This is a genomic window from Streptomyces sp. NPDC088157 (genome assembly GCF_044741545.1).
Classification (GTDB): Bacteria; Actinomycetota; Actinomycetes; order Streptomycetales; family Streptomycetaceae; genus Streptomyces.
The window spans coordinates 544,396-565,086 of sequence record NZ_JBIUSU010000004.1; the positions used below are offsets into that span (position 1 = coordinate 544,396).

Below are 20,691 nucleotides of genomic sequence, written 5' to 3' on the forward strand. Positions count from 1 at the left end.
CGGTCCGCTCGATCGGTGTGGTTGACTGAGTTCGTGTTGCACGAGTCGGTCTTCCGCACCACGGACCTGCCGGTGGGCGACCGGTTCGAGGCGTGGGCGGAGCGTATGGGCCGTACCCACGCGCCCATGCAGCTCACCAGCGACCACACCGCGGACTACCGCGGCCACCAACGCGTGATCGGCCTGGGCGACGTGACGGTGTGGCCGGCGACCTTCGACCCGATGGTCTTCCGCCGCACGCCGAGGCTCGTCCGTCAGTCCGATCCCGAGACCTACCATCTGTCCCTCCTGCTGAAGGGCGAGGGAGCGGCCGACTGGGGCAGACAGCAGGCCGCCTACCGGATGAACGACTTCCACATCAACTCCTCCTCGCGGTCGTGGGAGGTGCTCACCGGCTCCGAGCCCGTCACCGTCGTCGGTGTCGAGGTACCGCGCGCTCTGGTGGCCGTGCCCGGTGACCGAGCGGATCAGGTCCTGGGCAGCCTCCTGTCGGGCCGCGAGGGGATCGGCGCGCTGCTCTCGCAGTTGCTGCGTCAACTGGTGGCGGACACCTCGTCCTACGAGCCCTCGGACGCCCCGCGGCTGGGCACGGTCGTCGCGGACCTGGTCACGGCCCTCTTCGCGCACACCGTGGACGCCGACCTCCGGCTCCCGCCCGAGACCCGGGACCGTACCCTCACCCTCCACATCAAGACGTTCGTCCGGCGGCACCTGGGCGACCCGGACCTCACCCCCGCCGGGATCGCCGCCGCACACCACGTCTCCCGCAGCTACCTGTACCGGCTCTTCCAGGACGAAGGCCTCACCGTCGCCTCCTACATCCGGCACCAGCGGCTGGAGAACGCCCGCCGCGACCTCGCCGACCCCCGGCTGCGCGACCTGCCCGTCCACGCGGTCGGCGCCCGCTGGGGCTTCCCCCGCGCCGCCGAGTTCACGCGGGCGTTCCGCACCGCCTACGGCCTTCCGCCCAGCGCGCTGCGCGAACAGGCGCTGACCCGGGCGCGGGAGCTCTCCCCCTCGGCGCCGGCGGTGGACGCTGTGCCAAGCGGTTGTGGACCGTCCGCCAACGACACACCGTCCGTGCCTCCCGCATCCTGGTGATCACCGCGGCGCACAGCCGCGACCTCCGGGGCCGTGCCAGGACGACGGGGGAGTCCTGGCACGGCACGGGCACGCCCGTCGACGCGCCCGCACACCGCCCCCGGATGATCGAGTGGTGACGGTCCGGCCACGGGCGTAGCGTCTAACGATGGACCCGGCAGTGGACGCCTTTTCGTCCACCACCCCCCTCCCCGGGCCCGCCCCCGAGCAGGCGACACGTCATGAGCAGTGTTCCGCAGCCGACCTCAGCACCCCGAACCTCCGCCCGACAGGACGGCGGAGGCAACGCGATGGCGCTGTTGGTCATCGCGTCGTGCCAGCTGATGGTGGTCCTCGACATCACCATCGTGAACATCGCCCTGCCCGACATCCAGCGCTCCCTGGACTTCTCCACCACCAGCCTGGCGTGGGTGGTCAACGCGTACACCCTGACCTTCGGCGGCCTGCTGCTGCTCGGCGGACGGGTCGGCGACATCCTCGGCAGACGGCGGGTGTTCGTCTTCGGAGTGCTGCTCTTCGTGCTGGCCTCCCTGCTCGGCGGACTCGCCCAGAACGAGGCCCAACTCCTCGCCGCACGCGCCCTGCAGGGCGTCGGCGGCGCCATCGCGTCCCCGACCGCCCTCTCCCTGGTCAGCACGACGTTCCGGGAAGGACCCGAGCGCAACCGGGCGTTCGGCGTCTTCGCCGCCGTCTCGGCGGGCGGCGGCGCGATCGGCCTGCTCGCCGGCGGAATCCTCGTCGAGTATCTGAACTGGCGGTGGGTGCTGTTCGTCAACGTTCCCATCGGACTGCTCATCGCCCTCGCCACGCCCCGCTACATCAGGGAGTCCGAACGGCACCCCGGGCACTTCGACATCGCCGGTGCGCTGACCTCGACCGTGGGCATGGTCCTGCTGGTGTACGGGTTCATCAGAGCGGCGCAGGAAGGGTGGAGGGACACGCTCACGATCGCCTCGTTCGTCGCGGCCGTCGTCGTCCTCGCGGTGTTCGTCCTGGTCGAGCGGCGTTCCCGGCAGCCGATCACGCCGCTGCACATGTTCGCCGACCGCAACCGGGCGGGCACGTACGGCATCATGCTGTGCCTCGCCGCCGCGATCTTCGGCATGTTCTTCTTCCTCACGCTCTTCGTGCAGAACGTGCTCGGCTTCAGCCCGCTCGCGGCCGGATTCGCCTTCCTCCCGGTCAGCGCGGTCATCGCGGTCGGCGCCGGCCTAGCCTCACGGTTCCTGCCCACGTACGGTCCCAAGCCGTTCATGGTGGTGGGCGCGCTCCTCGCGGCCGCGGGTCTGTCCTGGCTGACCCTGACCGACGTGAACTCCACGTACGCGGGCAGTGTCCTCGGCCCGATGCTCGTCTTCAGCCTGGGCATGGGCATGGAGTTCGTCTCCCTCACCTTGATGGCGCTCTCCAACGTGTCCCCGCTGGAGACCGGTGCGGCCTCCGGACTCCTCAACGCCACCCAGCAGGTGGGCGGTTCGCTCGGGCTGTCCATCCTGGTCACGATGTACGGCACGGCCAGCCGCAACGAGGCGGAGAAACAGATCCCCGACTTCCTCGCCCAGGCGACCCCGGCGGAACGCCTGCGCTTCCACCGCACCGGCCAACTGCCCGCTCCCTGGTCCGACGAGGTTCTGACCGCGGGCGTCTCGGCCTCGTTCGTCATGGCGGCGATCTTCACGGTCCTGGCCGCCCTGATCGCGATCGTGGTGATCCAGGTCCGCCCCTCGGACCTGGAACGACTCAAGGGCGGCTCGGTCCCGGGCGGCGTCTGACGCCCGTCCGAGCGGATCGTCACACGTGATGCGGCCGGAGGGTCATGTGCGCGGGCTCCCCGTCGGCCGGGGCCGTCGGGACGGCTCTCATGGCGAACGGGAACCGGTCGGCTTCCAGGCAGAGCGGGACGTCGTCCGGATGGATGCCCGGGTAACCGTGCCGCAGGCCCTCGGCGATCTCGGCGGCACGGAACGAACGGGACGCGCGCCGGAGACAGAGCTCGGCGTCGGGTGCCGAACCGGCGGCCAGGCCGGCGATGTACTGGGCGCAGGCGAGGTCCTCCTCGGCCAGTCCGTCGTCACCGGTGATCACGAAGGTCGTTCGCCGCACTCGGTGGACCGCGAGCGCGCGGGCGGTCGCCGCGGCCACGGTGAAGCCGGCGCACAGCACCAGCGGGGCGTTCCGGGCGGCCAGGGCGCCGGCCGTGCCGTTCGTCGTCTTCAGCACCAGGGTGCGGCCGGTGAGGTCGAGTGAGCGCAGGTGGCCGGGGGAGTTGACCGTGTCGAAGCCGGGCGCGGGCGGCCCGTCCTTCACCGACACCCAGTCGGGGTGACGGGTCTTCAGGGCGAGGGCGTCCGCCAACGACCCGGCCAGCAGGATCTGTTCGGCTCCCCCGGCGAAAGCCCAGGCAGTCGTGGTGAAAGCCCGCAGCACGTCGATCACGACGACGGCGGAGGAAACCTCCGACAGCCCGGCCGGTCCGCCCGGATCGTTCAGTTCGGCCGGTTCGGCCAGTTCGGCCGGTTCGGCCAGTTCGGCCGGTTCGGCCAGTTCGGCTATGCCGACGAAGCGAGATTCCACCCCGACATGATCGCGCATCCGCCGCGCGGGCGGCGGGGGCCGTCCGCTGTCGTGCTGTCCGGCCGGCCACGGGCGGTACGGGCAGGGGGCGGCCGCCCCGGGCCGGGCTCCCGTGGTCCGAGGGGCGAGCAGCCGGTTAGGGTCCGCACATGGGGCATCGAGACGTGGGCATTCTGCATCCGGGAGCCATGGGCGTTCGCGTGGCGGCGCAGGCGATGACGGCGGGTGCCGAGGTCTGGTGGCTGCCGCAAGGGCGGTCGGCGGCGAGTCGGGACCGGGCCGCCGGGCTCGGGCTGCGGTCCGCCGCGAGCGTCGAGGAACTGACCGCGGCCTGTGAGGTCGTCCTCAGCGTGTGTCCCCCCGCCGCCGCGCTCGACGTGGCCGGACAGGTGGCCGCGGCCGGTTTCCGGGGCGTCTACGTCGACGCCAACGCGGTGAGTCCCGAGCGGATGGCCGACATCACCGGTGTGTTCGAGGGCAGTGCCGTGACCGTGGTGGACGGCGGGATCACCGGGCCGCCCCCGCGTGAGAAGGGGCGGACCCGGCTGTATCTCTCGGGCGACGACTCGGCCGTGGCACGGGTCTCGGCCCTGTTCGACGCGACCGCGCTCACCCCGGTCACGCTGGCGGGGCCGGTCGGGCGGGCGTCGGCGCTCAAGTTGGCCTTCGCCGCGTACAACAAGATCTCGTACGCCCTGGCCGCCCAGGCCTGCGCGCTGGCCGACGGTCACGGAGTGCTGGACGACCTGATCGACCTGGCGAAGCGGATGCTGCCGGACACCCCGCTGGCCGCGACGGAACACCTCGCCGCCGCTGGGCCGCGGGCATGGCGCTGGGAGCCGGAGATGCGTGAGATCGCCCGGGCCTGCCGGGGAGTGGGCGTACCCTCGGACTTCGCCGAGGCGGCCGCGGAGACGTTCGGACGGTGGGATGCGCACAAGGACGACCCGACCGTGACCGGTGGGCAGTTGATCGCCGATCTCGTCCGAGGGACTCGGCCGTCCACGTAGCGCGACCGGACGGGTTTGCCGTTGCGGTGAGCGGCAACGCGATGTCCATGAGTGAACCGAACAGGAAGACGAATGAAGAGTCCGCAGCCGCGCGGGTGACCGCGTCCAAGGCCCGGCGCACCGCGGACAAGGCGACCGCTCCGGCGGCCCGGGCCGCGAAGAACGCCGCGACGAAGACGGACGACGCCGCCTCGTCCGCCAGGGCCGGGGTCCAGCGTTCCGCCGAGGTGACGACCGGCGCCGTGCAGAGCGCCGCGCACAGTGCCTCGCGGGGCGTCGAGGCGGGCCGCCAGGCGATCGTCGCGACGTCGGGCCACGTCGCCGCGAGCGCCAGGACGGCCTGGACGGTCATCGCGAACCGGAAGGTGATCGCCGCCGGTGTCGGCGCCGGCCTCTCCGCGCTGACCGCCGCCTCGTACGCCGTGGGGCGTCGTTCCGCCCGCCACTCGCACGGTCCCCTCACCCGGCTCACGGGCGGCCGGATCTGACCTTTCACGGTCGCGGTCGGCAGGTCGGCCCCCGGTGTGGACAGCGCACCGGGGGCCGGGCCGTTTCCGGGGCGTTCGCCGTACGGAGGGGGTTCGGCGCCGCTCAACTCGTGCGCCGGGCAAGCACGGTGAGCGGCGCGGTCCGGCCTCGGCCCGAGCCGGCCCCATGACCCGCGTTCTTTCCGTGACGTGATCCGTCCGACATCTTGACCTTGCTCCGGCCCGAGGCTTAGCGTTCCCGCGTCGAGAGACATTGAAACGATTCAAATCACGAACGATCATCTGGGGGCGCTCATGCGGGAACCGGTCGAGCAGGGCGACGGAATGTCACGACGAGCGGTCCTCGCCGCCGGTGCGACGGCGGGCATCGCAGCCGGGTACGCCGCGGCTCTCGGATCCGGGACCCCCGCCGCGGCGGCGCCGTCCGCCTCCGGCGCGCCCGGGGCCGCCGCCGACTGGTTCGCCGCTCCCGGCCGCCCGGTGCGCCCCAGGTTCCGCTGGTGGTGGCCGGACGGTCTGGTGAGCACCGACGAGATCGCCCGCGAGATCGACCAGATCGCGGACGCGGGTTTCGGCGGCGCGGAGATCGCCGCCGTCCACCACAGCGTGCAGGACAAGTCGGTCCTGGACACCGCGCACCACGGCTGGGGCAGCAGACCATGGCGCGACGGAGTCGAGGCCGCGCTGCGCCGCGCCGCGAGACGGGGCCTCACGATCGACCTCACCCTCGGCCCGAGCTGGCCCGTCGCGGTCCCCGGCGTCACCGCGGACGACGCGGCGGCCGCCAAGGAACTCGTCCACGGCCGGGCCTCGTTGACCGGCGGCGCCACCTTCCGGGGACCGGTGCCGCCGCCCGTGCACGCCCCCGCCGCCGGTGTGACCCGACAGCGGCTCCTCGCCGTACAGGCCGCACTCGTCAACCCCGCTCACTCCACCCGCAAGGAGACCGGACTCGACGTCTCCAGCGTCCGCGACCTGACCGCCTCCGTCGACGAGGACGGTGCCCTGACCTGGACGGCACCCGAGACCGGCGAGTGGGTACTGATCTCCTACTGGACGCGCGGCAGTGGTCAACAGCCCGAGTCCGGCCCGCACTCGGCGCCCGCCGCCCACGTCGTCGACCACCTGGACCCGGCCGGCACCGCGGCGGTCACCGGCTTCTGGGAGCGGCAGCTGCTGACCCCCACCCTGCGGACCCTGCTGAAGGCGGCGGGCGGCGCCTTCTTCGAGGACTCCGTGGAACTGGAGACGGACGGCCTGACCTGGACTCCCTCGCTGCCGAACGCCTTCGCGAAGCACACCGGCCGGCCACTGCTGCCCTACCTGCCCGCCCTCGTCCTGAGCGACAGCAACCAGGTGTTCGCCTTCGAGGCGCAGCTGACCCGGCAGATCAGACACGACTTCTGGGAGACCGTCTCGGAACTGTTCAACCGGCACCACGTCCGCGCGCTGCGGGACTGGGCCCACTCCCTCGGCATGACCCTGCGCGCCCAGCCCTACGGCCTGCAGACCGACGCGATCGAGTCCGCGGCGCTCCTCGACATCCCCGAGGGCGAATCCCTCGGCTTCAAGAACCTCGACGACTACCGCTGCCTCGCCGGCGGCCGGGACATGGCCGGCCACACCGTGCTCTCCTGCGAGGCGGGCGCCTACAACGGCACCGCGTACAGCACCACCTGGGACCGTTTCCTGCGCACCATGGGCGGCGCCTACGCGGCGGGCGTCAACCAGACCGTCGTCCACGGCTTCTCCTACGCCACCGCACCCGGGGCGAGCTGGCCCGGCTTCGCCGCCTTCAGCCCCTACAACGGCGGCCCCGGGTACGGCGAGTCATGGGGACCCCGGCAGCCCGCCTGGCACCACATGGCCGACATCGCCGCTTACCTCGGCCGCGTGCACGGGGTCCTCCAGTCCGGCACCGCCCGCGCCGACGTCGCCGTCTTCCGGCAGACCGGCTACGCCGCCACCGGGATCGGCGCGTCCTGGTTCACCGCGACCGGTGTGCCGCTCGGCTGGACCCACCAGTTCCTCAGCGGTCCGCTGCTCGACCTGCCGAGCGCCACCGTCTCGGGCGGCCGGCTCGCCCCGAACGGACCCGCCTACAAGGCCCTCTTCGTCGAAGGCGACTTCTTCTACTCCTCCACCCCCACCCTCGCCACGGCCGATGCCCGCCGCCTGCTGACCCTGGCCGAGGCCGGGCTGCCGATCGTCCTCCTGGGCGCCTTCGACCAGCCGCTCACGCCGGGCGTTCCCGACGACGGCGAGAGCGACCGGCTGCGTGAGCTCCTCGCCCGTCTGCTCGCACGGCCCAACGTCGCCCGGATCACCGACAAGGCCGCCGTGGGCGATGCCCTCACCGGGCTCGGGGTCACCCCGGACGTGCGCCACGCCACCGCCTCCACGCTCCTGAACGCCCACCGCGTCACGCGGGACGCCGACTTCTACTACCTCTGCAACGGCAAGCACGCGGAGACGGTCAAACCGGCCGTGGCCGCCGTCGACCACGAGGTGACGCTGCGCCACACCCGCCGGACCCGTGGCGGGACGACGATCCCCTACCTGCTGGACCCCTGGACGGGCGAGGTCACGCGGATAGCCCGGTACACCGAGGACGACGGTGACGTCACCGTGCGGGTCGCTCTCCAGCCCGGCCAGGTGATGATCGTCGCACTGGGACGCCCGGGCCTCTTCGGCGACCGGAACGGCGCACGGCCGCACGTCCTGGCCACGGACGCGTCCGAAGCGCTGTTCAGCGGACGGAAACTGACGATCCGTTCGTACGAGGCGGGTACCCGCACGACACGACTGTCCTCGGGCCGTACGGTCAGCACGACCATCCCGTCCGTACCCGTCCCCATCACCCCGGACCGATGGCAGTTGGACGTCGACGACTGGTATCCCGGCTCCACCCCGACCCGCACCGAACACGTGCACCGCACACTGACCCTCGACGCGCTGCTGCCCTGGTCCCGGATCCCCGAACTGGCCGACTCCGCGGGCATCGGCCGCTACCGGACGACGATCGACCTGCCGCCCGACTGGACCTCGTCGCACGGCGCCCACCTGGAACTCGGTCAGGTCTCCGACACCGCTCGCGTCACGGTCAACGGCGCCGGCGCCCCGCCCCTCGACCGTCTCCACCAGGTCGTCGACGTGGGTTCCCTGCTGCGACGCGGCCGCAACGTGATCGAGGTGGAGGTGGCGATCCCGCTCCTCAACCGGCTCCGGGTCGCCCAGCCGGCGGTCTTCGGCGCCGTCGCCCGACAGGACCACGGCCTGGTGGGCCCCGTACGACTGGTGCCGTACGCGCAGGCCGCGGTCGGCTGAGTCGGTGGGGGCCGCAGCGGTGTGGGCCCGGGCGGGGCGTACGCGGCGCGAGGTCCTTCGGACGCGTCCCCGCCGCCGAAACGACCAGACGCCCGGCCCCTTTCGCCGGCCTTGGTCGCGCGGATCCAGACCATCGGCCGACTGCGCCCGTCGCCACCCTGGCGGCACCGTCGGGACCGAACGGCGAATGAGTCGCGCGACGTGCCCGGGCTCGGCAGTCGCGGTGCGGTTGCCGCCCTGCTCGACGCATGGAGCGGCCCTTCGCGGTTACTCCGGTGTCATGGCAGGGACATCGACATCCGGCCCCGACGACGTCACGTCGTCGGCGTCCGGGCGGGAGCAGACCGTGGGGCCGGACGAGCAGGTGGAGCGGCGAGCGCCGGACGGGCCGGGCAAGTTGCCGAAGCGGTCGTGGTCGGCCGTGCTGAAGGGCACGCTGCGGGAGTTCAATGACGACGAGCTGACGGACCGGGCCGCGGCGCTGACGTACTACGGCGTGCTGTCGCTGTTCCCGGCTCTGCTGGTGCTGGTGTCGTTCCTGGGGCTGGCCGGGAAGTCGGCTACCGACGAGGTGCTGGACAACCTGAGGAAGGTGGCGCCGGGATCGGCCCGGGACATCATCAGCGACGCGGTGCAGCAGTTGCAGGGCAGGGGCGGCATCGGCTCCCTCATGGCGATCGTCGGTCTCGTGCTGGCGCTGTGGTCGGCGTCCGGCTACACGGCCGCCTTCATCCGCTGCGCCAACGCGGTGTACGACATACCCGAGGGGCGGCCGGTGTGGAAGGTGTTGCCGCTGCGGGTGGGCGTGACGGTGGTGCTTCTGGTGCTCGCGGTCGCCAGCGCGCTGATCGTGGTGTTCACCGGCGGCCTGGCCCGTCAGGCCGGCGCGGCGCTGGGCATCGGGGACACGGCGCTGACCGTGTGGTCCATCGCGAAGTGGCCCCTGCTGGTGGTCCTGGTCACGATCATGATCGCCCTGCTGTACTGGGCCACACCGAACGTCCGGGGCCGCGGCTTGCGGTGGATCACGCCGGGGAGCGTGCTGGCGCTGCTGATCTGGTTCATCGCCTCCGCCGGCTTCGCCTTCTACGTGGCCAACTTCGGCTCGTACAACAAGACCTACGGCACGCTCGCCGGAGTCATCGTCTTCCTGGTGTGGCTGTGGATCAGCAACATCGCGATCCTGCTCGGCCTGGAGTTCGACGCCGAGCTGGCCCGTCAGCGTGCCGTCGCCGGCGGGCTGCCCCAGGACGACGAACCCTACGTCCAGCCCCGGGACACCCGGGCCTGGAGCGAAGAGGACAAGCGGCGCGTGGAATGAGCCGGTGCTCAGCGCACCGGGAAGCCGAAGGAGTATCCCTGCTGCCGCAGCCACGGCAGGACCTCGCGCAGGGCCGCCACGGTCTGTGCGCGGTCCCCGCCCGCGTCGTGGAAGAGGATCGTCGGGCCGTTGGCCACCTCGTTCTTGACGGTGGCGACGATGGCCTCGGCGCCCGGCCGCTCGAAGTCCTTGGTGTCGACGTTCCAACCCAGCGGCCGCATCCCGCGGGAGGCGGCGAGGTCGCGGCTGTAGGGGGTGAAGGCACCGCCGGGCGCCCGGTAGTACAGCGGCCGGACGCCCCCGGAGGCTTCGGTGATCATCCGCTCGGCGTCCAGGATCTGCTGCGACTGGTAGGAGTCCGGCTTGGTGTCCATGGTCGTGTCGTGCGAAACGGTGTGGTCGCACAGCCGGTGCCCGTCCGCCACCACGGCCTTGACCAGGTCGGGGTGGGCCTTGGCCTGCGTGCCCACCATGCAGAAGGTCGCCTTCACCCCGTTCTCCCGCAGCACCTGGAGAACCTGCGGCGTCCAGGCGGGGTCCGGGCCGTCGTCGATGGTGATGTTGACGCCGCGGGCGCCGTGGTCCGAGGCGTGGGCGATGTCCACCGACACCCGGGCGGGGGCGGAATCCGCGGCGGAGGGGTGCGCCGAGGCGCCCGCTCCCGCCTGACCTCCGTCGACAGGCCCGGCCTGCGCTGTCCATACCGAGGTGACGGCGGCCACCGCCGTGACCCCGACCGCTGCCGCGAGTACCCGGCCGTACCATCCCCGCCCGCCATGCCGCGCCATGTCTGCCCTGTTCTCGTCGTGTCCGTGGATCTCGTGCGTGGGTGGATCCCATGCAGCTTTGAGGACGGGGAAAAGGCGCTGTGGGATCCGCCTGTTACCGATCGCGGACACTTTCGCGGAAGTTCCGGGACGTAAGAGCGTCCGCGCCGGCAACCGGGGGGCGGGGACGACCGGTTGAGGGGGCGGTGCTCAGGGCCGCAGTGCGACGCACAGCAGGGCGGCGGGGCCCGGCGTGCCGCCGATCCGCGTGGTGAAGGCGATGCCCGTGGCGTACTCGTCGGCGGCGCACTGGCCCTTGTAGTGGCCGGCGGCGAAGTCGCCGCCGACGTCGACGGGTCGGTTGTCGGACCGGTCGAACCAGACGGTCCGTCCGACGCGGCCCGGCGCGCTGCGCGCGGGGACGCACAGGGCCGCCGACACGCGTTCACCGCGGCGGCTGTACCCGATGAGGAACTGCCCGGCGGGGCACTGGAGTTTGGTGTAGCCGCCGGCCCAGTCGCCGCCTGCCGGGACGTTCCGTTCGTCCGTGACGACCGTCTGCGCGGCGCCCGGGGCCCGCAGGTCGCCGCCGGACGTGTCGGTGCACAGGCCCCGGCCGCCGGAGTGGCTGAGGCCGATCAGCCGGAGACCGTCCGGGCAGGCGGCCTTGGAAGCCCCCGGGTCCCAGTCCCCGCCGGCCCGTACCCGCCGGGACTGCACGGCGTCGCCGTGGTCGGTGGTGAGCATGCGCCGGACGGGCACCTGCGGGACGGGCCCGGTGCGGGTCGCGGACGTCATGAGGTGATCCCAGGCGGCGCCGCGCCAGTCGGCCTGGTCGAGGAGGCCGTACCGTCGCCCGGCGGTGTCGTAGCGCAGCAGCGCCCAGTCGTCGTGGCCCTCCCAGCCGATCAGGGGCCAGTAGGCGAAGTCGGCGTCGTGGTCGGCGAAGTAGTCGGTGAGGTTGCCGAACCAGGCGCGGGCGGCGGCGCCGGTCTCCTGGGCGCCGATGCCGAACTCGCTGATCCAGACGGGCGCGGTGTAGTGCTGTCCCTCCGCGGTCACGAAGAAGGCCTGGTCGGTCAGTACCTGGAACAGCTGGTCGCGGGTCAGGTCCTGGTAGCGCGCGTCGTGGGTCTCGCCGATGCCGGTGGCACCGCTGTGCCGGGGGCCGGTGTAGCCGTAGAAGTGGGCGGAGTAGACCAGCTTGTGCGCGTCCAGGAGGGTGTGCGAGAGGGTGCGGACGGGCGCGAGAGTGGGGCGCTCGTGCGGCAGCCCGTCGACGGGCACGCCGGTCCAGTTGATGCCCTCGACGACGATGAGGAGGTCGGGGTTGCCCTCGGTCAGGATGCGGTCGGCGGCGAGTTGAGCGGCGGCGTACCAGTCATGGCCGTCGCCGAGGCCCCAGTTGGGGTCGTCCAGCACGTCACGGCGTACCTCGTTGTAGAGATCCGCGCCCACGACACGGGCGTTGGCGGCGTAACGGCGGGCCATGAAGACCCAGTCGTCCGCCCACTGTCCGGTGGACTGTCCGCTGTTCCAGCGTTCGTTGCCGTCCACGCCGCAGCACCAGCGGGAGGTGTTGGTGTGGTTGTTGAGGACGACCGCGAACCCGTCCTGCGTGAGGGCGGCCACGACGGCGTCGTAGATCTGGAGGGGCGTCCTGCCGCGCAGCTGTGGGTTGGCCGCGACCGCGGTGTCCGGCACCGGGGCCGTCGCGCGGATCATCTCGTTGGAGAACGGCAGCCGGATGCTGTTGATGCCGAGCCGGTGGAAGTCGGCGAGCAGCGCGGGCAGCGGGGCGCGGTCCAGGCCCAGGGGTATGCCGGAGGAGTTCTGGCCGGCGTGGTGGTTGGCGGGATCCGCGGTGCTGCCGCGTCCCGACCACGAGCCCTGAGCGCCGTCCCAGTTGGCCGACTTCAGGCGGAAGCGGTTCCCCTGGGCGTCGACGACGTAGCGTCCGCGGGTGGACAGCGGGGGCTGCCAGCTGTCGGCCTCCGGGGCGACGGCCCCGGTGGAGGCCTCGGAGGCGGCGGTTCCCGGGGCGGTGCTGCCCGGGTCGGCGGCGACCGCGGTGGGCGCCGGGGCCAGCAGCGTGAGAACCACGGCAGCTGATGTCAGGTACTTGACAAGTCTGGGAGTCTGCATCCGGTCCTCTGCGGGGCGCGGTGGGGGTGGCGAGCGGCGACCGACAGCCTACGAAATCCCGGCCGAGATGTCCCGAGGGCTGCGCGGATACACGCTTGCGGCGGAGGGCGGAGGGCGGAGGGCGGAGGGCGGAGGGCGGAGGGCGGAGGGCGGAGGGCGAATGCGGCGGACGCGGCTTGCCGGAACGGGCAGCCGCTCGCCGCACCGGCGCCCGGGCCCTGTGCGCACGCCTCCCAGGGCCCGGCGTCGGCTCCAGGAGGGGCGGCGCCGGGGCTCGTCCGGGAGGCGGGCGGTGTCACCAGGTGTGCGCGACATCCACGACGAGGTGGTCGGCCAGGCGCTGCACCCGGAACGGCAGGCGTGCGCGTACACCGAGCCCGAACTGCGTCACCCCCTCGAAGCTTCCGGCGTACCGGGTGTCCCGGAAGGTGCGGTAGCCGGTGAGGCTGACGCCCGGCAGCGGCTGCGCGACCCGCCCCGGGTAGGTGGACGCACCCGTCTCCGGGTTGTAGGCGGGCGCGTTCACCCGCACCTCCAGGATGGCGCCGCCGCCGACGGGGATCGGGCGGCCCGATGCGTCCTGGTAGAGCTGGGCGACGTACCCGACCGAGAAGCCGAGTTCGCTGCCGCTCGCGCCCGGGACGTCGATGACGAACCGGTCGTAACAGTCGTGGCTGCCGGTCCTGACGTTCGTCAGCGGCTTCGGCGTGCCGGCGAAGTACGTCTTGCCCAGGCTGCCCCAGCCGGTGGGGCAGGCGGCGGCGGCCCGTGCGGCCGGGGCGGCGGTGGCGGTGGCCGGGACCGCGGCCACGCCCAGTGTGGCGGTCAGAAGGGCGGCGGTGGCCCAGACGGTTCTGCTTCGCACCATGATCTCCCCCGAAGGGTGTGGGTGTGCTGTGAGTGTCGGACATGAACTGAGACACCCTGATTGCCCCATAGGTTGCACTCGACCGACAAGGAGTCGTCACGCCCTGAGCGGAATGCGGGGCCCGCCGCCGCGCGCCGAGTCACCGGCTGGTCGGCGGCGGGTGGTTCGGCGGGTGGTTCAGGACCGCCTGGGCGGTGAGCCGGGCCCGGGCGCGGTGAGGAACGTGCGGGCCGGAAGGAGCCGTATGGCGAAGGGGCGCCGGATGCGACCGGCAGGCGGAACGCCTCCCACCGGTCGAACCCGGCGAGGGTGAGCGCCGACGGCACGACGGCACGACGGCCGCGGTCGGCGGGCCGCGGCCGTCGTCCGGGCGGGACGTCAGCGTTTCGTCATGGGTCGCGCACCCATTCCCAGGGGTGCCGCGGCCTACCGTCGGGGCATGCGAGACGACCCTCGGCTCCCCACCTCTCCCCGCTTCTGGCGCAGCCCGCTGCGCGGCCTCTGGTTCACCTCGGTGCTCGGCCTGGTCCTGCTCATCGGCATCACGGTGCTGTTCGTGACGGGCCTGGTCTCGTACGCCGCCTACAACCCGGGCCTGTCGCCGGTGAACGACAAGACCCCGGACAAGGGGATCCTCGGCTTCTACCTCTTCGCCTGGCCGACGGACCCGCACTGGCTCTACCGGCTGAACCAGGGCGTACATGTCACCCTCGGCATCACGTTGATCCCGGTCCTGCTGGCCAAGCTGTGGTCGGTGGTGCCGAAGCTGTTCGCACTGCCGCCGGCCCGCTCGCTCGCCCACGCGCTCGAGCGGATCTCCCTGCTGCTACTGGTCGGGGGCGCGCTGTTCGAGTTCACGACCGGCGTCCTCAACGTCCAGCTCGACTACGTCTTCCCCGGCTCCTTCTACCCCCTGCACTTCTACGGCGCCTGGGTCTTCTTCGCCGCGTTCGTCGCCCACGCCGTCCTGAAGGTCCCGGCAGCCGTACGCAACCTGCGCCGCCTGCGGGAGGAAGGGGAACCGGTCTCGTCGCCGGAGCCCGCGGCCGCGCGGGAGCTGCTCTCCCCGCGCCCGGCTTCCCCGACCGTCTCCCGGCGCGGGGCGCTGTGGTTCGTCGGAGGCGGCTCGCTGCTGCTGTTCGCCACGACGGTCGGCCAGAACTTCGACGGGCTGCGCCGCACGGCCCTGCTCGCTCCGCACGGCGGACCCGACCCGGGCAGCGGCCCGAACGGCTTCCAGATCAACAAGACGGCCGCGTACGCGGGCATCGACGCGGCGGAGACCGACGAGGACGCCTGGCGCCTCGTCGTCGCGGGGCGCACGGGCACCCTCCGCCTCAGCCGTGCCCAGCTCGGCCGGCTCCCCCTGCACAGCTCGGCGTTGCCCATCGCGTGCGTCGAGGGCTGGTCGACCTCGGACCAGTGGTGGCGGGGCGTACGGCTACGGGACCTGGCCGCGCTCGTCGGCTACGACGACGACCCGCCGGACGTGTTCGTCGAGTCCCTCCAGCGGCACGGAGCCTTCCGCCACGCAGCCCTGCGCGCCAACCAGGTCGCCGACCCGCGCTCCCTGCTCGCCCTGTACGTCAACGGCGAGCCCCTGACCCCCGACCACGGCTACCCGGCGCGCGTCATCGTGCCCGCCGCGCCCGGCGTGCTCAACACCAAGTGGGTCACCCGGATCACCTTCGGAGAGGTGCGATGACGCCCGTGCGACGACGACCCGTGATCGGCAGTCCCTTCCAACTCCTCCTGCTCGCCGGCTCGTTCGCGCTCGCCGCCTACGCGGGCGTACGTCTCCTCGCCGACGACTGGTTCGGCGTGGCGCTGTGGTTCGTGGGGGCGGCGCTGCTGCACGACCTCGTGCTGCTGCCCCTGTACTCCGTCGTCGACCGGGCGGTCGTACAGGGGCTCGGAGTGACCGGCAACCGGCGGTGGACGATGTACGTCCGGGTGCCGGCCGCCCTCTCCGGTCTGCTGCTGCTCGTATGGTTCCCGCTGATCAGCGGGCAGGTGGACCGTCGCTACCGGTCGGTCACCGGCCGCTCCGCGGACGGTTTCCTCGCCCACTGGCTGCTGATCACCGCCGTGCTCTTCGGCGGCTCGGCGCTGCTCCTCGCGCTGCGACTGCGCAGGGCGACGAAGCGGCGGCCGCCCGCCGTCCACTGACCGGCCGCCCGCCAGTCCTCGCGGCCGGCGCGGCGCAGTAGAGCCGGCGTGCCGAGCCTCGCCCAGGGGAACGCCGGGCCGGTGCCGTGCGGGTCGGTCAGGTCGACGACCTCGACCTCGGCGCGCTCGTCCACGTCCACCGGTGCGGTCTCGGCGATCAGCAGACCACCGGGCACCAGCAGGGCGGCCGCCCGGCGCAGAAGAGCGAGTGGATCACCGCCGATGCCGACGTTGCCGTCCATGAGCAGGGCGGTCCCCCAACGTCCCTCGCCGGGCAGGGGGTCGAAGACGGACCGCCGGAGCGCCGGCCCGCCCAGCGCGAGGGTGTGGGCGACGGCGGCTTCGCTGACGTCGATGCCCAGGACGGTCCGGCCCCGGCCGGCGAGTTCGGCCACCAGGCGACCGGGTCCGCAGCCCACGTCGAGCACGGCCCCCTCGCACCGGTCGAGGATCGCCAGATCGGCCGGGTCGGCGCGGGCACACCAGCGTTCCACCTCCAGGGGCAGGAGCCAGCCGTCGGCGCGGCGCAGGAACAGCAGACCCCGGCCGGTGCGCAGGGCGGCGCTGTACGGGTCGGCGGCGGCCCAGTCGGTGGCGACACCCGCGACACCCGCGGTACCTGCGACACCCGCGGTACCTGCGACACCCGCGGTACCTGCGACACCCGCGGTGCCTGCGACACCCGCGGTACCTGCGACACCCGCGGTGCCTGCGACACCCGCGGTACCTGCGACACCCGCGACACCCGCGGCACCCGCGGCGCCGCCGTCTGCGGCGCCGGCGCCGGTGAGGTCGTACGCGGTGCTCATCGGCCCGCCGCCGCCGTGAACCCGGCCAGTCGCGCGGCGAACCGGCCGTGCGGGGCCAGTGCGGCGACGGCCGCCGCGTCCGGGGCGGTGTCCACGTCCCGCAGCCGCGGCAGGTCACGCACCCGCAGTCCCGCGCCGACGAGCCGCGCCCGCTGCACCGCCCCCGTCAAAGGCGTCGACATGGGCACGCCCCGCAGCAGGCCGGGATCGGGCTCCGCAAGACCCAGGGCCCAGAAGCCGCCGTCCTGCGCCGGGCCGAAGTACGCGTCGCAGCCGTCGAAGTCGGCCGTCAAGAGGGCCGGCGTCACCTGTGGAGTGTCCATCCCGATGAGGAGGGCCGGGCCGTCGCACCGAGCGAAGGCGTCGGCGAGCCGATCGTCGAGGCCGCCCGCGCACTGCGGTACGACGTCGAAGCCGGACGGCAGCCAGGGGCCCGGAGCGCCGTCCAGCACCAGGACGCGGCGGGCGGCGGGCGTGGCCGCCACGGCCCGCAGGGTGTCGGACAGCGCCGCCTCCGCGAGCGCCGCCGCCTCCCGTGGGGTGAACGGCGGGGTGAGACGGGTCTTGACGCGCCCCGGCAGCGGCTCCTTGGCGATGACGAGCAGCGTGGTCACCGAGCGATCCCTTCGCGCGCCGGAACGCCGTCGAGGACACGGCTCAGGTCCCGGACCACCTGCCACGTGCCGCGCCAGGCGCCCGTCGCCTTCGGGACGCCGGTACGGGGTTCGTCGACGACGAGTGCCCGCCGACCGTCCGGAACTCCGGCGAGCACCCGGGGGAGTGCCTCGGCCTCGTGCAGGCAGGGGAGTACGACATCTACTTCTACGTCCGTGGTCACGGTCTCACCCTACGAACGCGAATCGGGCAAACCGGTCCTCGGCTCCTTACGAAACGCGGACGCCCGGGCGCCCGCCCGTCGGCGGGGCACGGACGCGGCGCGTCGCGAGCCCGGGCGCCTGCGGCAGCCGTACGAGTCCGCGCACCCCGAGCCGGGGATCGGCCCGGGTCCTGGTCGTCGCCGACGATCCCACGGTCCCGGAGACCCGTCGGCGGCCCTCGGGCGCGTCGGCGTCAGGTGCGGCCACGTCGGCGGCGGCCACGTGCCGTACGGGCGCGACGTTCCGCGGCGGCTCCCCGGCATCAAGACCCCGACGAACACTTCCGGTGTCATGTGGTTCGCCTCCTCAACCGGGACGAGGAGGTCTTCCGCAACCCGTACGACCTCGACGTCGCCCGGCGGAACAACGACCGCGTCATCTTCGGCACGGGCAGCAGCCCGTACCTGTGCCTGGGCAACCTGCCGGCCCGCACCGAGATCCGCATCCTGTTCGAGGAGCTGATCCCGCGTCTGGCGGGCATCCGTCTGGCCGGCGAGGTCCCGCGCGTGCGGTCCGACGTCGTCAACGGCATCAAGAAGCTGCCGGTCGAGGTGACCCTGGCCCGACCGCGTCCGGCCCCGCTCCCCGTTCCGCCGGCCCCACACCCCTTCCGTGCCGCCCGGCTCCCTGTCCGCAGGCCAGGCACCGGGCGGCCTCGCCCGACCCCTGTGTGACGGGAGTCGTGCGGGGTACGCGGTGCGCGTCACCGATGTGAGCGAGGCCGCGCCTGAGAACGGAGCAGCAGGGATGCAGAGGGTGAATGACGCCGCTGGGGACGAGCCCCAGCCCGGTGCCGCTTCCGGGCTCTACCTGGCGGCGCGTCCGGCCGAGCCGGAGGGCGCCACGGCCTCGGGGATCTCCCCCGACCCGCCGACGGCGGCTCCGGCGCACGACCGGCACCAGGCGATCCTGGAGGCGGCGAAGCAGGTCGGTTCCCTGCTCAAGCGGGACGGCCACGGTTTCGCCCTCGCCGGGAGCGTGGCCGTCTACGCCCACGGTGGTGCGGGCCATCTCCAGCACGACGCCGACTTCTGCGTCAGACGCGAGGACGCCGACGCGGTCGCCGCCACCCTGAGCGAGGCCGGGCTGCTCGTCTTCGAGCCGCCGGAGGACTGGCTGTGGAAGGCGAAGTGCCTCGGCCAGGACATCGACCTCCTCTTCGAGCTGGCCCACGAACCGGTGACGTCCGAGGTCCTGGACCGGGCGGAACAGCTGCCCGTGGACTCGGTGGTCATGCCGGTGCTGTCCGCCACCGATCTGCTGCGGAGCCTGCTCGCCGCCTTCTCGGAGCACCACTGCGACTTCGGCGCCGTACTGCCCATCGCGCGAGCGCTGCGGGAGAAGGTCGACTGGCAGCGCGTGCGCCAGGACTGCGAGGACGCACCGATGGCGGCGGCCTTCCTGTATCTGCTGGAACGCCTGCGGGTGATCGCACCGGCGAAGGGACGACCATGAGCGACCACGACGGAGACGAGGGGCGGACGGTGACCGACGCCGGCGGGAGCGCACATTCCGGCTCCTCACCCGACACCACCCTCGCACCGGACCACACGAACATCGAATACCGGATCGCCTACCTGGAAGAACGCCTCGCCGCCCGGGGACTGGGCGAACTGGGCATGCGCGTCGAGGCGCACGGAGCGACCGTGACGGTCCAGGGAACCGTGCCCACCGCCCAGTGCCGCGAGGAACTGCTGAGCGCGGTGCACGAGGAACTGGCGGGGCTGGCCGTCCACACCGACATCCTGATCGCCGAGGTCACCCCTCCCGGCTCTCCGGAGGAACTGTCATGATCCGCGTCGCGGCCGTCGGCGACATCCACATGGGACCGGACAGCCAGGGACTGCTCAGGCCCGCCTTCGACACCCTGTCCGACTGCGCCGACCTCCTGCTCCTGGCCGGTGATCTCACCCGGCACGGCACTCCCGAGGAGGCACGGGTGGTCGCCGCGGAACTGGCCGGTCTGCCCGTCCCGGTCGTCGCCGTGCTCGGCAACCACGACCATCACGACGAGAGGCCGGAAGAGGTCACCGCCATCCTCCGGGACGCAGGCACACGGGTTCTGGAAGGCCAGGGAACCGTCGTCGAGGTCGACGGCACCCGGGTCGGCGTCGCCGGTACCAAGGGGTTCGGCGGAGGGTTCGCCGGGCGCTGCGGCAGCGAGTTCGGCGAGCCCCTGATGAAGGAGTTCATCCGGTACACACGCCGCTGCGCGGACGGCCTGCGCACCAGTCTCGAAACCCTGGCGGAGGAGGGCTGCGCGGTACGGATCGCCCTCACGCACTTCTCCCCGGTACCCGACACCCTGGCGGGCGAGCCCCCGGAGATCTATCCGTTCCTCGGCAGCTATCTGCTGGCCGAGGCGATGGACACCGCGGGCGCCGACCTCGCCGTCCACGGGCACGCGCACGCCGGCACGGAACACGGGATGACCAGCGGAGGCGTCCGCGTGCGCAATGTCGCGCAGCCGGTCATCCGCCGGGCTTTCAACGTCTACCACCTGCATGCCGGGGACACCGCCGAGCCGGTGCACGCCACCGCCGCCCACCGGGCGGACTGAGCCGTGGCCCGCCCCGGCCCGCCTGCTGCCGGGAGCTCTGCGGGCGGCGCGCCGCCCACCGCGTGATCGCCCGGGGCGGCGGCCGGATCGCCCCCGGCCCGGGGCGAGCGGTCCGGCGGGCACCGCTCCACGTCGGCCGGGCGCGGCCCGGCCGACGGGCGGTCACAGGCCGGTCAGAGCTGGCCGGACTCCGCGATGGTGATCTTCGCCGAGGTCGCGCCGTTGCGCGAACCGTAGGACTCGATCTTCTTGACGAGGGCCATGCTGTCCTCGTCGGCGACCTCGCCGAACACGACGTGCTTGCCGTCGAGCCAGTCGGTGACGATCGTGGTGACGAAGAACTGCGAGCCGTTGGTGTTGCGGCCCGCGTTGGCCATGGAGAGCAGGCCCGGCCGGTCGTGCTTGAGGGTGAAGTTCTCGTCGGCGAACTTCTCGCCGTAGATGCTCTTGCCGCCCGTGCCGTCTCCGCGGGTGAAGTCGCCGCCCTGGAGCATGAACTGGGGGATGACACGGTGGAAGGAGGAGCCGGCGAAGCCGAAGCCCTTCTCGCCGGTGGCCAGCGCGCGGAAGTTCTCGGCCGTCTTCGGGACGACGTCGTCGAACAGGTTGAAGTTGATCCGCCCGGCGGGCTCGTCGTTGATGGTGATGTCGAAGTAGATCTTGGTGGTCATGGT

At 72.7% G+C, this 20,691-nt stretch carries 18 protein-coding genes and 1 pseudogene; 11 read left to right on the forward strand and 8 right to left on the reverse strand.

The features are described 5' to 3' along the window. Window positions 1-33 precede the first annotated feature (33 nt). Window positions 34-1,101, forward strand: a complete 1,068-nt coding sequence (locus ACIPFH_RS18320; protein ID WP_401827613.1) for a helix-turn-helix domain-containing protein — start codon at window positions 34-36, stop codon at window positions 1,099-1,101. A 290-nt stretch (window positions 1,102-1,391) separates the two neighbouring features. Beyond that, entirely contained in the window at window positions 1,392-2,873 is a 1,482-nt protein-coding gene (locus tag ACIPFH_RS18325) for an MFS transporter (RefSeq protein ID WP_401827615.1), read from the forward strand. 19 nt (window positions 2,874-2,892) lie between these two features. Here the strand turns inward: ACIPFH_RS18325 and ACIPFH_RS18330 are convergent, their stop codons facing one another. Further along, the gene (locus ACIPFH_RS18330) at window positions 2,893-3,591 is read right to left on the reverse strand and encodes a 2-phosphosulfolactate phosphatase (RefSeq protein ID WP_401828065.1); all 699 of its coding nucleotides are present in this window, start codon (window positions 3,589-3,591) and stop codon (window positions 2,893-2,895) included. Window positions 3,592-3,824: 233 nt separating this feature from the next. Here ACIPFH_RS18330 and ACIPFH_RS18335 point away from each other — a divergent pair, with 233 nt between their 5' ends. From ACIPFH_RS18335 to ACIPFH_RS18350, 4 genes are all read left to right on the forward strand, one after another. Further along, window positions 3,825-4,685, forward strand: coding sequence for a DUF1932 domain-containing protein (locus ACIPFH_RS18335; RefSeq protein WP_401827616.1), 861 nt, complete (start codon window positions 3,825-3,827; stop codon window positions 4,683-4,685). Window positions 4,686-4,732: 47 nt separating this feature from the next. After that, the gene (locus tag ACIPFH_RS18340) at window positions 4,733-5,173 is read left to right on the forward strand and encodes a hypothetical protein (RefSeq protein ID WP_401827617.1); all 441 of its coding nucleotides are present in this window, start codon (window positions 4,733-4,735) and stop codon (window positions 5,171-5,173) included. Between the two features lie 294 nt (window positions 5,174-5,467). Next, window positions 5,468-8,500 carry a glycosyl hydrolase gene (locus tag ACIPFH_RS18345; RefSeq protein WP_401827619.1) on the forward strand — a complete coding sequence of 1,011 codons (3,033 nt, stop codon included), beginning with the start codon at window positions 5,468-5,470 and terminating at the stop codon, window positions 8,498-8,500. Window positions 8,501-8,780: 280 nt separating this feature from the next. After that, window positions 8,781-9,821: a YihY/virulence factor BrkB family protein gene (locus tag ACIPFH_RS18350; protein WP_401827621.1), complete on the forward strand. Its 1,041-nt coding sequence runs from the start codon at window positions 8,781-8,783 to the stop codon at window positions 9,819-9,821. A gap of 8 nt (window positions 9,822-9,829) precedes the next feature. On the opposite strand, the gene ACIPFH_RS18355 is transcribed toward ACIPFH_RS18350, so the two are convergent. The 3 genes from ACIPFH_RS18355 to ACIPFH_RS18365 all read right to left on the reverse strand — a co-directional run bounded on the left by ACIPFH_RS18355 (window position 9,830) and on the right by ACIPFH_RS18365 (window position 13,601). Further along, a complete protein-coding gene (locus ACIPFH_RS18355; protein WP_401827622.1) occupies window positions 9,830-10,609 on the reverse strand; it encodes a polysaccharide deacetylase family protein in 780 nt (259 codons plus the stop codon). A 189-nt stretch (window positions 10,610-10,798) separates the two neighbouring features. Then, window positions 10,799-12,733 carry a glycoside hydrolase family 5 protein gene (locus ACIPFH_RS18360; protein ID WP_401827624.1) on the reverse strand — a complete coding sequence of 645 codons (1,935 nt, stop codon included), beginning with the start codon at window positions 12,731-12,733 and terminating at the stop codon, window positions 10,799-10,801. A gap of 295 nt (window positions 12,734-13,028) precedes the next feature. Continuing rightward, window positions 13,029-13,601: a hypothetical protein gene (locus tag ACIPFH_RS18365; protein WP_356252950.1), complete on the reverse strand. Its 573-nt coding sequence runs from the start codon at window positions 13,599-13,601 to the stop codon at window positions 13,029-13,031. A 439-nt stretch (window positions 13,602-14,040) separates the two neighbouring features. Here ACIPFH_RS18365 and ACIPFH_RS18370 point away from each other — a divergent pair, with 439 nt between their 5' ends. After that, window positions 14,041-15,306 carry a molybdopterin-dependent oxidoreductase gene (locus tag ACIPFH_RS18370; protein ID WP_401827625.1) on the forward strand — a complete coding sequence of 422 codons (1,266 nt, stop codon included), beginning with the start codon at window positions 14,041-14,043 and terminating at the stop codon, window positions 15,304-15,306. 319 nt (window positions 15,307-15,625) lie between these two features. Here the strand turns inward: ACIPFH_RS18370 and ACIPFH_RS18375 are convergent, their stop codons facing one another. The 3 genes from ACIPFH_RS18375 to ACIPFH_RS18385 are packed head-to-tail and all read right to left on the reverse strand — an operon-like array spanning window position 15,626 to window position 17,417. Then, window positions 15,626-16,579 carry a class I SAM-dependent methyltransferase gene (locus tag ACIPFH_RS18375; RefSeq protein WP_401827626.1) on the reverse strand — a complete coding sequence of 318 codons (954 nt, stop codon included), beginning with the start codon at window positions 16,577-16,579 and terminating at the stop codon, window positions 15,626-15,628. Then, window positions 16,576-17,193 carry a DUF2064 domain-containing protein gene (locus ACIPFH_RS18380; RefSeq protein WP_401827628.1) on the reverse strand — a complete coding sequence of 206 codons (618 nt, stop codon included), beginning with the start codon at window positions 17,191-17,193 and terminating at the stop codon, window positions 16,576-16,578. Before ACIPFH_RS18380 ends, ACIPFH_RS18375 begins: the two co-directional genes overlap by 4 nt. Then, on the reverse strand, window positions 17,190-17,417 hold the full coding sequence (locus ACIPFH_RS18385; RefSeq protein ID WP_401827630.1) for a hypothetical protein: 228 nt from the start codon (window positions 17,415-17,417) through the stop codon (window positions 17,190-17,192). Before ACIPFH_RS18385 ends, ACIPFH_RS18380 begins: the two co-directional genes overlap by 4 nt. 274 nt (window positions 17,418-17,691) lie before the next feature. Between ACIPFH_RS18385 and ACIPFH_RS18390 the strand changes: the two are divergent. The 4 genes and pseudogenes from ACIPFH_RS18390 to ACIPFH_RS18405 all read left to right on the forward strand — a co-directional run. Continuing rightward, window positions 17,692-18,020, forward strand: a pseudogene (locus ACIPFH_RS18390) (cytochrome P450); the annotation flags it as partial. 184 nt (window positions 18,021-18,204) lie between these two features. After that, window positions 18,205-18,912, forward strand: a complete 708-nt coding sequence (locus tag ACIPFH_RS18395; protein ID WP_401827632.1) for a hypothetical protein — start codon at window positions 18,205-18,207, stop codon at window positions 18,910-18,912. Next, window positions 18,909-19,250 (forward strand): hypothetical protein, encoded by a 342-nt coding sequence (locus ACIPFH_RS18400; RefSeq protein WP_401827634.1) that lies wholly within the window; start codon window positions 18,909-18,911, stop codon window positions 19,248-19,250. The genes ACIPFH_RS18395 and ACIPFH_RS18400 overlap by 4 nt, the downstream gene beginning before the upstream one ends. After that, entirely contained in the window at window positions 19,247-20,017 is a 771-nt protein-coding gene (locus tag ACIPFH_RS18405; protein ID WP_401827636.1) for a metallophosphoesterase, read from the forward strand. The genes ACIPFH_RS18400 and ACIPFH_RS18405 overlap by 4 nt, the downstream gene beginning before the upstream one ends. Window positions 20,018-20,190: 173 nt before the next feature. On the opposite strand, the gene ACIPFH_RS18410 is transcribed toward ACIPFH_RS18405, so the two are convergent. Then, window positions 20,191-20,688 carry a peptidylprolyl isomerase gene (locus tag ACIPFH_RS18410; RefSeq protein ID WP_356252969.1) on the reverse strand — a complete coding sequence of 166 codons (498 nt, stop codon included), beginning with the start codon at window positions 20,686-20,688 and terminating at the stop codon, window positions 20,191-20,193. Between the last annotated feature and the right edge of the window lie 3 nt (window positions 20,689-20,691).